The following is a 15,080-nucleotide window of genomic DNA, read 5'->3' as shown; positions in this document are numbered from 1 at the left end:
GACTGCGGATATCACTGATATGACGCCAATCATACATGTCATTTATGAATTATTCATGGTGCGCCTTACTGACGCAAGTTTATGGCTTGTGAATCTGTGCTTTTGGGCGCTATTCAAATGGGGGTTACTGGTTGGTGCAACTTAAAAAAACTGAATCTGCGCAATATCCCACTAAAATAAAACAGGCACTGACAATGCAGTACCTGTTTGTGCGGGGTGGCTCGAAAAATCAGGGCTGGTATAGGCCGACACCTATCTCATTTTCTTTGCGGGTGCGGGCAATTACTGATTGCGGGGACTCATGAGTGCGCAAGTCCATCTGGTCTTCGGTGCGCAGTAAGATGCCGCGCAGTGAACTGGCATAAACATCAACAATTTCCACATCCACGAACTTACCGATCATCTCCGGAGTGCCCTCAAAGTTCACTACCCGGTTATTTTCAGTGCGCCCCGCCAGTTCCATCACGTTTTTACGCGATGTCCCCTCCACCAAAATGCGCTGCACAGTGCCAACCATTTCGCGGCTGATTTCCATTGCTTGCTGAGTAATGCGCTCTTGCAGGATGTGCAACCGCTGTTTTTTCTCCTCTTCGGACACATCGTCCGGAAGGTCGGCCGCAGGCGTACCAGGGCGTGAGGAGTAAATAAAGCTGTAGCTGGTATCAAAACGAATATCGGCGACCAGTTTCATGGTTTGCTCAAAATCGTGCTGAGTTTCACCGGGGAAGCCGATAATAAAATCAGAGCTAATTTGGATATCAGGCCGCGCCTGGCGCAGTTTGCGAATAATTGCTTTGTATTCCAAGGCGGTATGGGCACGTTTCATCATGGTCAAAATGCGGTCAGAGCCACTTTGTACCGGCAGATGCAGGAAACTGACCAGCTCGGGCGTATCCCGATAAACATCAATGATATCATCAGTAAATTCAATAGGATGGCTGGTGGTGAAACGCACTCTATCAATGCCATCAATGGCCGCAACTAGCCGCAATAGCTCGGCAAAACTACAGATTTCACCATCATAAGTGGCGCCACGATAGGCATTCACATTTTGGCCGAGCAGGTTTACTTCCCGCACACCTTGGGCAGCTAACTGTGCGATTTCAAACAAGATATCATCACTTGGGCGGCTGACTTCCTCACCACGGGTATAAGGTACGACACAGAATGTGCAGTATTTATTGCACCCCTCCATGATGGAGACAAATGCTGTCGGGCCGTCAGCGCGTGGTTCTGGTAGACGGTCAAATTTTTCAATTTCCGGGAAACTGATATCTACCACCGGGCTGTGTGTGCCTGCGACGTGGTTAATCATTTCAGGCAAACGATGCAAAGTTTGTGGCCCGAAAATCACATCAACACAAGGGGCGCGCTGGCGCAGGTGCTCACCTTCTTGGGATGCCACGCAACCGCCAACACCAATGATAAGCGCCGGATTTTTTTCTTTTAGCAGCTTCCAATGGCCCAACAAACTGAATACTTTTTCTTGCGCTTTTTCGCGGATAGAACAGGTGTTTAGCAGCAGCAAATCAGCTTCTTCTGGGATGTCGGTTAGCTGGTAGCCATGGGTGCTGGCCAGTAAATCAGCCATTTTAGATGAATCGTATTCGTTCATCTGGCAGCCCCAAGTTTTGATGTGTAGTTTTTTCGTCATTGCCTATCTACCGCCAAAAAATTCATCATAAAAGTCACATTGCGCGGTGTCATGCTCTGTGCCATGCACCCTAATAGTATAGCCGGCAGCGCAAAGGCTCCGTGGTTATAGGGCTATTGTAGTCACTTGCTGTTGCGATGACCACCGCATAACGGCTTACTTATTCTGTTGGGCGATGAAAAATCCGGTACACTTAGGCCAAACAAGACACTTGCCAGCGCAGGTGTTATTTATCACTTTTAAAGCATGGCCGAAATGAATAAATCGCAACCAAATTATGATGTTGTGGTCGTGGGCGGCGGTATGGTGGGTGCCGCCGCGGCACTGGGGCTGGCACAAACGGGTTGGTCAGTGGCGCTATTGGAACATGAAGCTCCCGAGCCGTTTGATGCTGATAGTGTGCCGGACTTACGGGTTTCCGCGATTGGATGTACCTCGGTGTCTTTGCTGCAACAGCTTGGGGCCTGGTCAGATGTTCAGCAGATGCGGTCTGCGCCTTATCGCCGGCTGGAGACGTGGGAGCAGCCGGGGTCACAGGTTGTCTTTGATGCAGCTTCGCTCTCTTTACCTGAACTGGGTTTTATGGTTGAGAACCGCGTTTTGCAGTTAGCGCTCTGGCACCAAATGGCAGATTGCCCCAATTTGACGTTGTTATGCCCGTCACGGCTACAAACGATAGCCAGAGTAGACGACTACTGGGAGATAACATTAGATGCACAGCAAGTGATACAGAGCCATTTAGTGATAGGCGCTGACGGTGCTAATTCTCTGGTGCGGCGTTTAGCCGGGATTGGCACCAGTGGTTGGCAGTATCGCCAATCTTGTCTGTTAATTACCGTCAAAACGGATACCACCCAGCAAGACACCACCTGGCAACAGTTTTTTCCCAGCGGCCCGCGCGCATTTCTCCCCTTGTTTGATAATTGGGCATCGCTGGTCTGGTATGACAGCCCAGCGCGTATTCGTCAGCTTCAAATGATGCCAATGGCACAATTGAATCAGGAGATTGCGGCTGCTTTCCCATCCCGTCTGGGAGCTGTTAAGGCTATTGCCGCGGGTTCTTTCCCACTGGTTCGCCGTCATGCGCAGCAATACGTGCAGCCGGGTCTGGTATTACTGGGTGATGCTGCTCATACCATTAACCCATTGGCCGGGCAGGGGGTTAACTTGGGATATCGGGATGTTGATGCGTTGCTGGATGTATTGAATCAGGCCCGCGAACAGGCCGAATCTTGGCACAGTGAGCAGGTGTTACTGCGTTATCAGCGCCGTCGCCGTACCGATAATCTGGTTATGCAAAGTGGTATGGATCTGTTTTACACCACATTTAGTAATGATTTACCTCCGATTAAGTTCGCCCGCAATTTGGCATTGATGGCCGCTCAGCGCGCTGGCAAGTTGAAAGAACATGCGTTGAGATATGCATTGGGATTGTAGTCGGTTTTTGTTTTTTTAAGCTGAATACTTAGGGAAAAACGGGCCGGTTTGGATGATATGAGATTGATGCCCGCTCCCTGACGGGGACTTCATCGACAAAGGGGCTGCCAGCGCGTAATCCCTTTGTAACTCTGGTGGTTGTGGCGGAGGAGTCCAGCGAAGCGCAGAGCGACTATTAACCGAAATCCTAAAATGCAAAAAGCCCGCCGAAGCGAGCTTTTCTAAATTTGGCTGGGGTACGAGGATTCGAACCTCGGAATGCTGGAATCAGAATCCAGTGCCTTACCGCTTGGCGATACCCCAAAATGGTGGCTACGACGGGAATCGAACCTGTGACCCCAGCATTATGAGTGCTGTGCTCTAACCAGCTGAGCTACGTAGCCATCTTAAAAACTTTAATCTTGAGAAATTGTATGGCTGGGATACCAGGATTCGAACCTGGGAATGCCAGGATCAAAACCTGGTGCCTTACCGCTTGGCGATATCCCAACTGAAATACAATTCTTTTTTCTGATTGACTACAATGCAACTCTTGGTTGTCTTACGGCTTCCATCCGATAAAAAAGATGGCTGGGATACCAGGATTCGAACCTGGGAATGCCAGGATCAAAACCTGGTGCCTTACCGCTTGGCGATATCCCATCCGCTGTGACAAACCGATGAACGAGTAATGGTGCGGGAGGCGAGACTTGAACTCGCACACCTTGCGGCGCTAGAACCTAAATCTAGTGCGTCTACCAATTTCGCCACTCCCGCATTCATGGAAAAAAAGATGGTGGCTACGACGGGAATCGAACCTGTGACCCCAGCATTATGAGTGCTGTGCTCTAACCAGCTGAGCTACGTAGCCATCTTTTTTCCGCATTACCTTCATCGGCGTTGCGGGGCGCATTATGCGTATATGGCCGAATTGCGTCAACTAATTTTTTCCCAAAAAAGCGCTGAAAGGGTTCGTTTGTTTGGCTTGTGAACAGTCTGGTGATTAAAGCAGCACTTATAATGATTAATTGTTGAATTTGCCAACAAAAAACAAAGCCACCCTCGGGTGGCTTTAAGAAGATAATAATCAGTTGCAGGCAGGTTCACGCCCTGCATTATGTTCGATTATTTATAAGCATCCTGATGGACACCCACAGCGCGGCCTGATGGGTCATCCATGCTTTTGAATGATTCGTCCCACTCTATAGCTTTGGCTGATGAACAAGCGACTGACGGGCCACCAGGTACACATTCAGCTGCACTTGGCAGTGGGAATAACTCTTCAAAAATTTCGCGATACAAATAACCCTCTTTTGACGACGGTGTGTTGTATGGGAAACGGAAGTGAGCAGTTTCCATCTGTTGATCAGTCACTTGCTCAGCGGCTTTCTCTTTTAATGTGTCAATCCAGCTGTAACCGACACCATCAGAGAATTGTTCTTTCTGACGCCATGCGACGCTGTGTGGCAGGTAGGATTCAAAACATTCACGCAGGACATGTTTTTCCATTTTGCCATTACCGCACATTTTGTCCTGCGGGTTAATGCGCATCGCGACATCAAGGAAGTTCTTATCCAAGAAAGGTACACGCGCTTCAACGCCCCAGGCCGACATGGCTTTGTTGGCGCGGGCACAGTCATACATGTGCAGGGCTAATAGTTTGCGTACTGTTTCTTCATGTAATTCTTTGGCGTTTGGTGCTTTATGGAAATAGAGATAACCACCAAACACTTCATCGGAGCCCTCACCAGATAGCACCATCTTGATGCCCATCGCCTTGATTTTACGGGACATTAAGTACATTGGGGTTGAGGCGCGAATCGTGGTGACATCATAGGTTTCAATGTGATAAATCACATCGCGGATAGCATCCAGACCCTCTTGCACAGTGAAGTGGATTTCATGATGCACCGTCCCCAAATGATTGGCGACCTCTTGTGCCGCGCGCAAATCAGGTGAGCCCACCAGACCTACGGCGAAGGAGTGCAGTTGTGGCCACCAGGCTTCACTGCGCTCATCATCTTCAACGCGGCGAGCGGCAAATTTTTTGGTGATGGCAGAAATAACGGAAGAATCCAGGCCACCTGACAACAGCACGCCGTAGGGCACATCCGACATCAAATGACTTTTTACCGCTTCTTCTAATGCATTCGCCAATTCTACTTTGTCAGTAACGTTATTTTTTACATTATCGAAATCAAACCAATCGCGATGATAATATTCGCGAATCTCGCCATCTTGACTCCAAAGATAGCTCCCTGCCGGGAATTCTTTAATGGTGCGGCACACCGGAACCAATGCTTTCATTTCTGAAGCGACAAACATATTACCGTGTTCGTCGTGGCCCATATACAGCGGAATAATCCCCAAGTGGTCACGGCCAATCAGGTAAGCATCCTTTTCTGTATCGTATAAGACGAAAGCGAACATACCTTGCAGGTCATCAAGGAATTCTGGCCCTTTTTCCTGATACAGCGCCAGAATGACTTCACAGTCAGAGCCGGTCTGGAATTCATAATGGTCACCATATTGTTGGCGCAATGCTTGGTGATTATAGATTTCACCATTTACCGCCAGAATATGCGTGTGAGCTGCATTATACAGTGGCTGGGCACCGGTATTGACGTCAACAATAGATAAGCGTTCATGGGCGAGTATGGCTTTATCATTTGCCCACACCCCAGACCAGTCTGGGCCGCGGTGGCGCATTAAACGTGACATTTCCAGCGCTTTTTTGCGTAACTCAATGGGGTCGGTTTTAAGGTCGAGGACCCCGAAAATAGAACACATAATAATCTCCCTAACTTCTCTGCTTTGGCGGTGATGATGTTGAATTTGAATCGTTCATCGCTGGAACTATGTTTACCGACTTGCTTATGATTGATGCAAGTTATGCCCCATGACGATGCAGTCATCCGAATAATTTGTAGAAAGTAATGCAAAAAACACGCCAATTTATAGCGCCATAGATTTATCGCTATAGCAGGCGCGGTTCTTAGGGCATAAAAAGAAAATGCGCCAAAACAGGGAGGAATGGCAAGAAACTTTGGTGCAATGCACTAAAAAAGGGAATGAAGCTTAGGGAAGAGTGGCGGCCATGACCGCCAACTAAGATTAAATAATATCGATTTCTGCCACCGAGGGGTAAACATAGCTTGGGCGGAATGGCATAGCTTCGATATCCGTTAACGTCGACACCCCCGACAGAACCAAAATGGTCTCAAGGCCGGCCTGGAAGCCTGCCAAAATATCGGTGCGCAGGTTATCACCCACAATCACGGTGCTCTCTGAATGCGCCTGCATTTTATTGAGTGCCGCGCGGATGATCCACGGGCTGGGTTTGCCGACATAAAATGGCTTACGGCCCGAAATTTTCTCGATAGGCGCGCACAATGCGCCGCAGGCAGGGGCGAAACCGTGACCATGGCTATCTGGGTTGGTGGCAATGAAACGCGCGCCATTTGCAACGAAATAGGCTGCTTTATGCATCATATCCCAGTTGTAAGAGCGGGTTTCACCGACAATAACAAAATCAGGATTGATATCAGTGATGGTAAAACCCGCTTTGTACAATTCATGAACCAATGCACCTTCGCCCACCACATAAGCTTTCTTACCACCTTGGCGGCGCAGAAAATCGGCGGTGGCCATCGCGGAGGTATAAAACGCGCTCTCCGGCACTTCCAGCCCGGCTGAACTGAATCGGTTAGCCAAGTCCTGAGCGGTTTGTGACGGATAGTTGGTCAAAATAACCAGCGGCATTCCGGCTTCTTGAATGCGGGCCAGAAAAACATCAGCACCGGGGACAGGGTGATTATCATGCAACAACACACCATCAATATCGCAAATAACGCTTTTAATTGTCATTGTTTAAATTACTCTTTTAGCCGCAGCAATGGGTCACTATAACATGGCCAATGAGGTAACTGACCCTGCTGCCGTCTTAATCTATGAGGAATTAATTTTCCAACAGATGTTGCAATAACACGCCGTTTAACATCGCCCGTTTGGCTAGCGCAAAAGCCCCAATAGCTGATTGGTGGTCAAGTTGCGAGGTGACAATAGGTAAATTTTGGCGGAAATTTTTCAATACTTGGGTGTTTATGCAACCTTGAATGGCGGGGAGCAGGATTTTGTCGGCTTCAATAATTTCACCGGCAATGACCACTTTTTGTGGATTAAAGAGGTTGATTGCAATCGAAATAGCTTTACCGAGGTAGCGGCCCACATGCTCAAGCACTTCACTTGCCAGCAAATCGCCTTTGTTAGCCGCTTTGCAAATTGCGCCAATCTGGCAGTCATCTAATGTGAGTTTGCTGGGATAGCCCTGAGCGAGCAGGTGGCGTACGCGGTTTTCAATCGCAGCATTGGAGGCGACGGTTTCCAGGCAACCAAAATTACCGCAATAGCAGCGCTCACCCAGTGGGTCAATCTGGATATGGCCGATTTCACCGACGTTACCATTGCTGCCAAGAAATATTTGGCTATTGACAATAATACCCGCCCCTGTACCGCGGTGCAGACGAACTAATATGGAGTCTTCACAGTCACGAGTTGCACCAAAATAGTGCTCAGCTAGCGCCAAGCTGCGAATATCATGGCCGACAAAACTGGTGACATTAAAGCGATTTTGCAGATTTTCAACTAATGGCCAGTTGCTAACACTGATATGTGGCATATAGCGCACAATACCTTTGCTCGGCTCAACCAAGCCTGGAAGAATGACCGCAATGGCAATCAATTCACGTAATTTGCGCTGATAAGTCTCAATAAACTGACTGATGATATTAAACAGCGCGTGTTCTAGCGTTTCTTGTGTGCGCTCGGGTAGCGAATAGTGCTCTTCACCCAGCGACTTACCGCTCATATCAAACAATGTAATAGTGGCGTCGTGGCGGCCCAAGCGGACGGCGATGGTGTGGAACTGGCGGTTTTCCGTCACGATAGAAATCGCACGACGGCCACCGGTGGAGGCTTGCTGATCAACTTCTTTGATAAGCCCGCGCTCCAGCAGTTGGCGGGTGATTTTGGTGACACTGGCGGGTGCTAGCTGGCTGAGATCGGCAATTTGAATGCGCGAAATCGGGCCTTGCTGGTCAATGAGCCGATAAACCACGGCACCATTGAGTTGTTTCACAAGATCTACATTGCCAATTTGTGACAGTCCGCCAGTGCTCATTAATAAAATTACTCGCTTATTTTAAAACCTCGTTACCGTTAACGATAGTTTTAGTGATTTTATAATCGCGGGTAAAGACAGTTAGGTTGGCGACTTTGCCGACTTCAATGCTCCCTAACTGCTTATCCACGCCAATAGCGCGGGCCGCATAAAGTGTGGCCATACGCAATGATTCGTCCAGTGCAATGCCAACATGTTCAACACTATTTTGTACCGCTTCTATCATGGTCAGTGCTGAGCCGCTTAGTGTGCCATTCTCATCCACACATAAACCATCGCGATAGTATATTGTTTTACCAGCAAAAATAAATTGATCAATTTCGGCACCTGCGGGTGCAGTTGCATCGGTGACCAGCACTAATTTCTCACCTTTTAATCGCTTCGCATTGCGAATATTGGCCCAATCCACATGCAGACCATCAGCAATGACACCGGTGTAGACTTCCGGCGTATCGAAAATTGCCCCAATAAGGCCCGGCTCACGCCCTGAAATGTAAGGCATGGCATTATAAAGGTGTGTGGCAAAGCGAATACCGGCCGCAAAACCTTGACGAGCTTGTTGATAAGTGGCATTTGAGTGACCAGAGGACACCACAATCCCCGCCTCTGTTAGTTGGCGAATATATTTGCTGTCAACCATTTCTGGCGCCAAGGTGACTTTGGTAATGACATCCGCATTTGCACACAGATAGTCAATCATCTCAGCGCTAGGTTGGCGGATAAATGCTGGGTTATGTGTGCCTTTCTTCTGCGGGCTGATATAAGGCCCTTCCAGATGCAAGCCCAGAGCCTGATGCCGGTTTTTTTGGAGATATGAGCGCATAACATTTACGCCGTGCTTCATATACTCATCACTGCAAGTAATCAATGTCGGCAGGAAGCTGGTGCAGCCGGACTTTTCATTTGCGCGCTGCATAATTTCCAGCGTCTTTTCGGATATGGCGTCAAGTGAGTCATTGAATTGCACTCCGCCACAGCCATTAAGTTGCACATCAATAAAACCGGGGGCCAGAATGGCGCCACCCAAGTCGCGTACCTCAATGCCAGCCGGAAGTTCATCGGCAGGACAGATACGTTCGATCAATCCGTTAGCCACGACAACTGCGTGATTATCCAGTACTTCATGGCTGGTATAAATACGGCCGTGAGTCAAAGCGTACATCTTAGCCCCCTAATAACTGTTACAGATTCTTGATGTTTTCAGCTTCTAATTCGCTGAAATATTTTACGGTTTTGACCTTCAACTCCATCGTGGACGGCTCATCACACACCATGATGGCTTTGGCATGCAGTTGCAGGCAACTGATGGTCCACATGTGGTTGATGCTGCCCTCAACTGCGGCTTGCAAGGCTTGTGCTTTACCACGGCCGGTCACCAGAATCATGACTTCTTCTGCATCCAATAAGGTGCCCACACCTACGGTAAGTGCATATTTCGGCACGAGGTTTGCATCACCACCAAAGAAGCGCGAGTTAGCAACGCGGGTTTCTTCGGTCAGGGTTTTGATGCGGGTACGAGAGGCTAAAGAAGACGCCGGTTCATTGAAAGCAATATGGCCGTCAACGCCAACGCCACCCATGAACAGGTGAATTTTGCCGTAAGACTTTATTTTTTCTTCGTAGCGACGACATTCTTCATCAATATCAGGCGCGTTGCCATTCAACAGATTAATGTTTTCAGCAGGGATATCCACATGATCAAAGAAGTTGCTGTGCATGAAAGTGTAATAGCTTTCCGGGTGTTCTTGCGGCAGCCCAACATATTCGTCCATGTTGAAAGTAACGACGTTTTTGAAGCTCACTTCCCCGGCTTTATACAGTGTAACCAAGTGCTTGTACGCTTCCATCGGCGTACCACCTGTTGGCAGCCCCAGAACAAATGGGCGGTCAGCGGTCGGTTTAAATGCATTGATACGGTTAACGATATAACGTGCGGCCCATTTACCAACTTCTGTGGTGTTTTTCAGTGGGATAAGTCTCATCTTGCACCTCTTTGATTGCTAATAGTGGCTATACTCTACGCGGATTGAATCATTCAGATAAGCGTAACTCAGATTTTGACTCATGCGTTGGTACGATGCTTTGTTCATTTTTCGGATGATAAAATAAGTTTTATATCATAGCTAGTGTATTGGTGCTTTTTCACTGGTTTTTGGTGACATTTATCACAGAATAGGGGGTTTTAATTTGCGTTACGAAATAAATTTTTTACACTCCGCAATGAGTAATACGTGCCATGAATAAATAGAAAGTGTGCCATGCGTTTTTCAAAAAGGTAGTGAGTCAAATAAATAAACTACTTAAAGGGTCCGATATCGGACGAATAGGGGGAAAGGTGAATATTCTTAGTTACTTGCAAAAAGTGGGTCGGGCTCTGATGGTCCCAGTGGCCACACTGCCTGCAGCCGCGATACTGATGGGTGTGGGCTACTGGATAGACCCGGTCAGCTGGGGGGGTGATAATGCGCTCGCGGCATTGTTTATCAAGTCCGGTGCCGCCATCATCGATAATATGTCCGTGCTGTTTGCCATTGGTGTGGCTTATGGTATGTCAAAAGACAAAGACGGTGCTGCTGCACTGACCGGCTTTGTTGGCTTCTTGGTATTAACGACATTGTGTTCGCCGGCCGCGGTTTCGATGATTCAAAAGATCCCGGTTGACCAAGTTCCTGCTGCTTTCGGCAAAATTAACAACCAGTTTGTCGGTATCCTGGTGGGGATTATCTCTGCTGAGCTGTACAACCGCTTCAGCGGCGTTGAATTGCCAAAAGCGCTTTCCTTCTTCAGCGGTCGTCGTCTGGTGCCGATCCTGACGTCTTTCCTGATGATCGTAGTTGCCTTCATCTTGATGTACGTTTGGCCATTGATTTATAACGCATTGGTTACTTTCGGCGAATACATTAAAGATATGGGTTCTGTGGGGGCGGGTATCTATGCCTTCTTCAACCGCCTGCTGATTCCTGTTGGTCTGCACCACGCCCTCAACTCGGTGTTCTGGTTTGACGTTGCTGGTATTAACGATATTCCTAACTTCCTCGGTGGCCAGCAGTCTATCGATAGCGGCAAAGCGGTGGTGGGTATCACTGGCCGTTATCAGGCAGGTTTCTTCCCTATTATGATGTTCGGTTTACCCGGTGCGGCACTGGCGATTTATCACTGCGCCCGCCCGGAAAATAGAGCGAAAGTGGCGGGTATCATGTTGGCGGGGGCATTTGCAGCCTTCTTCACCGGTATCACTGAACCCCTTGAGTTCTCCTTCATGTTCGTTGCACCGGTGCTGTATTTCATCCACGCCGTGTTGACTGGGATTTCGGTGTTCATTGCCGCCAGCATGCATTGGATTGCCGGTTTTGGTTTCAGTGCCGGCCTGGTGGATATGGTGCTGTCTTCCCGCAACCCGCTGGCGACGCATTGGTACATGCTTATCCCGCAAGGTTTGGTGTTCTTTGTTATTTACTATTTGGTATTCCGTTTCACTATCAAGAAATTCAATTTACTGACTCCAGGGCGTGAACTGGCCGTTGAGGGCAGTGAAGAAGATGGTTATGACGTGAATGTTGATAAAACGCCAGAAGTGAACGAAAGCGAAATTAATGGGTTGGCCCGTCGTTATATTGGTGCCATCGGCGGTTCAGATAACTTGACCGGTATTGATGCTTGCATTACGCGCCTGCGTTTGAATGTGAAAGATTCGGCATTGGTCAATGACAGCGCAGCTAAACGCCTGGGCGCTTCAGGTGTTATTCGTCTGAACAAACAAAGTGTGCAAGTTATTGTTGGTACTCGTGCCGAGTTGATTGCTTCAGCCATGCGCACAGTATTGGCGGGTGGGGCAGTTCCTGCGGCGACGAGTTCTGCTCCTGCTGCGGCTAAACCTCAGGCGGTCATTAACACAGCGAAAACAGCTTCTTTGGTCTTGGTTTCCCCTATTACCGGTGATGTTGTGGCTCTGGATCAGGTTCCTGATGAAGCCTTTGCCAGCAAAGCCGTCGGTGAGGGCATCGCTATTCGTCCAACCGATAAAACGGTGGTTTCTCCGGCGAACGGCACTATCGTAAAAATCTTCAATACCGACCATGCCTTCTGCCTGGAAACTGAAACCGGCGCTGAAATTGTGGTTCATATCGGGATTGATACCGTGAAACTTAACGGCCAGGGCTTCACGCGCTTGGTTGAAGAGGGTGCCACTGTGGTGGCGGGTCAACCGGTGCTGGAGCTGGACTTGGCTTATCTCAACGCTAATGCGCGCTCAATGATTAGTCCAGTTGTCGTCAGTAATATTGATGATTATGCCGGTATCACGCTGTTGGCGGGTGACTCTGTTGTTGCCGGTCAAAGCCAACTGTTTGAGATTCAGGGCAAATAACGGGCTTAAGACGTGCGGTTAAAAGGGACTGAGGTTCTGAATAACCAGTTTAAGTTTTAGTCTAAGCAGCGGGAAGAGAGCAATCTCTTCCCGTTTTTTTGTTTTGTTTACTGTAACAAACGGTTGTTTCCGGGCCGGGCTTGTTGGATTATATGCGGTTATATTTGTTGCGTTTGCATTGAGGAATAGAACAATGAGTGAGGCAGAAGCCCGCCCGAGTAATTTTATCCGTCAGATTATTGACGAAGATTTAGCGAGCGGCAAACACACGTCGGTTCATACCCGCTTCCCGCCGGAGCCAAATGGCTACCTGCATATTGGTCATGCGAAGTCTATTTGCCTGAACTTTGGTATTGCACAAGACTACCAAGGGCAATGTAATTTGCGTTTTGACGACACCAACCCGGTGAAAGAAGACGTGGAGTTCGTGGAGTCAATTAAGCACGACGTAGAGTGGCTAGGTTTCACCTGGAGCGGTGATGTACGTTACTCCTCAGACTATTTTGATCAATTGTACCAGTATGCTGTAGAGCTGATTAACAAGGGCCTAGCATATGTGGATGAACTGACCGCCGAGCAGATGCGCGAATATCGCGGCACTCTGACGGCACCGGGTAAAAACAGCCCGTATCGTGACCGTAGTGTGGCAGAGAATCTGGCGCTGTTTGAAAAAATGCGTGCCGGTGGCTTTGCTGAGGGTACCGCTTGCTTGCGTGCTAAAATTGACATGGCGTCACCGTTTATTGTTATGCGCGACCCGGTGCTGTATCGCATCAAGTTTGCCGAACATCATCAGTCTGGTAATAAGTGGTGCATCTACCCGATGTATGACTTTACCCATTGTATTTCTGATGCGATCGAAGGCATTACGCATTCACTCTGTACATTAGAGTTCCAGGATAACCGTCGCTTGTATGATTGGGTTCTGGATAATATCTCCATTGAATGTCATCCGCGTCAGTATGAATTCTCTCGCCTGAATCTCGAATACGCCATTATGTCGAAGCGCAAGCTGAACCTGTTGGTGACTGAAAAGGTTGTCGAGGGCTGGGATGACCCACGTATGCCAACTATCTCCGGCTTACGCCGCCGTGGTTATACCGCCGCATCCATCCGCGAGTTCTGCCGCCGTATTGGTGTGACCAAGCAGGATAATAACGTTGAGATGATGGCGCTGGAGTCTTGCATTCGTGACGATTTGAACGAAAATGCGCCGCGGGCTATGGCTGTTCTCGACCCTATCAAAGTCGTTATTGAAAATCGTGCGGCCGGGGAAGAGTGGCTGACGATGCCAAATCACCCGAACAATCCAGAAATGGGCACCCGTCAAGTCCCATTCGATAGCGAAATTTATATCGATCGCGCTGATTTTCGCGAAGAAGCTAATAAGCAATATAAGCGTTTAGTTTTGGGCAAAGAAGTGCGCCTGCGTAATGCCTATGTTGTCAAAGCTGAACGTGTTGAGAAAGATGCGCAAGGTAATGTCACCACGCTTTATTGCAGCTACGACCCAGAAACCTTGAACAAAGACCCTGCCGACGGCCGTAAAGTGAAAGGTGTTATCCATTGGGTTTCGGTTAAACATGCGCTGCCTGCTGAAATTCGCTTATATGACCGTTTGTTTAATGTACCAAACCCGGCGGCGGCGGAAGACTTCTTGTCAACCATCAACCCTGAGTCTTTGATTATCCGTCAGGGCTTTGTTGAACCTAGCCTGGCTGATGCCGCACCAGAAAAAACCTATCAGTTTGAACGTGAAGGTTATTTCTGTGCAGATAGCCGCTATTCGCGCCCAGAAGCTCTGGTCTTTAACCGCACTGTCGGTCTGCGTGATACGTGGGCTGCTAAAGTCACTAACTGATTTTAGTCCTCAGACTCACCTCAATTGGCGTGGCTAAGTCCACGCCTTTTTTATCTCTGTTATCCGAGTATTGTTCGTTTTACTAAACATGACCTGATGCTGTCTATTTTCCCGCTCGCCATCCTATTCTTTGGTCAATGTCGACTGATTGCATTCCTTTCTCTCCCTTAAGCTGCTCTCCGTAAGTCTTTCTTAAATATTCGCTTTACGAATTAACTAAGAAAAAATCACGATTTTACTCGCATAAATCTTATGTTTTATTGGTTAAGCTGAAACCATTCAAGATGTCAATATGAGACGATTTCGCCTTTAAAATAGCATGTTATGCATTGTTTTTTAAGCTTTTGTGAACTCTGTAATATTTTTTCACAGTTATGTGCTCATTGTCATACTTTGAATAATTAGCTCCATTTTTGATTGATAATTCGCGTCGCGAAAAATAGTCTGTATTCCAGCAGCAATCTTCGCGAGTGTGTATTTCGACAGTGAAGTTTGTTTTTTATGAGTAACTGCTGGTGGAGATTTCTCTCCAGCAAAATTTTACCCACTAGGGTTTTTTTGAGGCTAAACCTGTGAGCTGTGGTGGACACAGGGCGGCACTTTA

The 15,080-nt window shown here is 48.2% G+C and carries 9 protein-coding genes and 6 tRNA genes; 3 read left to right on the top strand and 12 right to left on the bottom strand.

Annotated elements, in window-relative coordinates:
• Positions 1-229: 229 nt before the first annotated feature.
• A complete protein-coding gene (gene miaB, locus D5F51_RS12875; protein WP_025377573.1) occupies positions 230-1,654 on the bottom strand; it encodes a tRNA (N6-isopentenyl adenosine(37)-C2)-methylthiotransferase MiaB in 1,425 nt (474 codons plus the stop codon).
• Positions 1,655-1,909: 255 nt separating this feature from the next.
• Between miaB and ubiF the strand changes: the two genes are divergently transcribed.
• Positions 1,910-3,091 carry a 3-demethoxyubiquinol 3-hydroxylase gene (gene ubiF, locus D5F51_RS12870; protein ID WP_129197154.1) on the top strand — a complete coding sequence of 394 codons (1,182 nt, stop codon included), beginning with the start codon at positions 1,910-1,912 and terminating at the stop codon, positions 3,089-3,091.
• Positions 3,092-3,319: 228 nt separating this feature from the next.
• On the opposite strand, the gene D5F51_RS12865 is transcribed toward ubiF, so the two are convergent.
• The 11 genes from D5F51_RS12865 to nagB form a co-directional block, all read right to left on the bottom strand.
• Positions 3,320-3,394, bottom strand: a tRNA-Gln gene (locus D5F51_RS12865).
• Positions 3,395-3,397: 3 nt separating this feature from the next.
• Positions 3,398-3,474, bottom strand: a tRNA-Met gene (locus D5F51_RS12860).
• A 31-nt stretch (positions 3,475-3,505) separates the two neighbouring features.
• Positions 3,506-3,580, bottom strand: a tRNA-Gln gene (locus D5F51_RS12855).
• Positions 3,581-3,658: 78 nt separating this feature from the next.
• Positions 3,659-3,733: transfer RNA gene (locus D5F51_RS12850), tRNA-Gln, on the bottom strand.
• A gap of 29 nt (positions 3,734-3,762) precedes the next feature.
• Positions 3,763-3,847, bottom strand: a tRNA-Leu gene (locus tag D5F51_RS12845).
• 17 nt (positions 3,848-3,864) lie between these two features.
• Positions 3,865-3,941: transfer RNA gene (locus tag D5F51_RS12840), tRNA-Met, on the bottom strand.
• A gap of 254 nt (positions 3,942-4,195) precedes the next feature.
• Positions 4,196-5,860 carry an asparagine synthase B gene (gene asnB / locus D5F51_RS12835; protein WP_129197152.1) on the bottom strand — a complete coding sequence of 555 codons (1,665 nt, stop codon included), beginning with the start codon at positions 5,858-5,860 and terminating at the stop codon, positions 4,196-4,198.
• A gap of 324 nt (positions 5,861-6,184) precedes the next feature.
• Positions 6,185-6,937, bottom strand: coding sequence for an HAD-IIA family hydrolase (locus tag D5F51_RS12830; protein WP_025377576.1), 753 nt, complete (start codon positions 6,935-6,937; stop codon positions 6,185-6,187).
• 91 nt (positions 6,938-7,028) lie between these two features.
• Positions 7,029-8,249: a DNA-binding transcriptional regulator NagC gene (gene nagC, locus D5F51_RS12825; RefSeq protein WP_025377577.1), complete on the bottom strand. Its 1,221-nt coding sequence runs from the start codon at positions 8,247-8,249 to the stop codon at positions 7,029-7,031.
• A 16-nt stretch (positions 8,250-8,265) separates the two neighbouring features.
• Positions 8,266-9,411 carry an N-acetylglucosamine-6-phosphate deacetylase gene (gene nagA / locus D5F51_RS12820; RefSeq protein ID WP_129197150.1) on the bottom strand — a complete coding sequence of 382 codons (1,146 nt, stop codon included), beginning with the start codon at positions 9,409-9,411 and terminating at the stop codon, positions 8,266-8,268.
• A gap of 19 nt (positions 9,412-9,430) precedes the next feature.
• Complete coding sequence (gene nagB, locus D5F51_RS12815) at positions 9,431-10,231, bottom strand: glucosamine-6-phosphate deaminase (RefSeq protein WP_025377579.1); 801 nt, start codon at positions 10,229-10,231, stop codon at positions 9,431-9,433.
• Between the two features lie 353 nt (positions 10,232-10,584).
• Here nagB and nagE point away from each other — a divergent pair, with 353 nt between their 5' ends.
• Both nagE and glnS read left to right on the top strand, forming a co-directional pair.
• Positions 10,585-12,615, top strand: coding sequence for an N-acetylglucosamine-specific PTS transporter subunit IIBC (gene nagE / locus D5F51_RS12810; protein ID WP_129197148.1), 2,031 nt, complete (start codon positions 10,585-10,587; stop codon positions 12,613-12,615).
• A 193-nt stretch (positions 12,616-12,808) separates the two neighbouring features.
• Positions 12,809-14,476, top strand: a complete 1,668-nt coding sequence (glnS, locus tag D5F51_RS12805) for a glutamine--tRNA ligase (protein WP_025377581.1) — start codon at positions 12,809-12,811, stop codon at positions 14,474-14,476.
• Positions 14,477-15,080: the final 604 nt, after the last annotated feature.

This window comes from Yersinia hibernica (assembly GCF_004124235.1).
Taxonomy (GTDB): domain Bacteria; phylum Pseudomonadota; class Gammaproteobacteria; order Enterobacterales; family Enterobacteriaceae; genus Yersinia; species Yersinia hibernica.
Note: the sequence above shows the minus strand (reverse complement) of the source record. Positions and strands in the feature narration are given on the sequence as shown.

Excerpts from the sequence above, each read along its gene's own strand:
- miaB (WP_025377573.1), bottom strand. The coding sequence starts at position 1,654 with ATGACGAAAAAACTACACATCAAAACTTGGGGCTGCCAGATGAACGAA.
- ubiF (WP_129197154.1), top strand. The coding sequence starts at position 1,910 with ATGAATAAATCGCAACCAAATTATGATGTTGTGGTCGTGGGCGGCGGT.
- asnB (WP_129197152.1), bottom strand. The coding sequence starts at position 5,860 with ATGTGTTCTATTTTCGGGGTCCTCGACCTTAAAACCGACCCCATTGAG.
- D5F51_RS12830 (WP_025377576.1), bottom strand. The coding sequence starts at position 6,937 with ATGACAATTAAAAGCGTTATTTGCGATATTGATGGTGTGTTGTTGCAT.
- nagC (WP_025377577.1), bottom strand. The coding sequence starts at position 8,249 with ATGAGCACTGGCGGACTGTCACAAATTGGCAATGTAGATCTTGTGAAA.
- nagA (WP_129197150.1), bottom strand. The coding sequence starts at position 9,411 with ATGTACGCTTTGACTCACGGCCGTATTTATACCAGCCATGAAGTACTG.
- nagB (WP_025377579.1), bottom strand. The coding sequence starts at position 10,231 with ATGAGACTTATCCCACTGAAAAACACCACAGAAGTTGGTAAATGGGCC.
- glnS (WP_025377581.1), top strand. The coding sequence starts at position 12,809 with ATGAGTGAGGCAGAAGCCCGCCCGAGTAATTTTATCCGTCAGATTATT.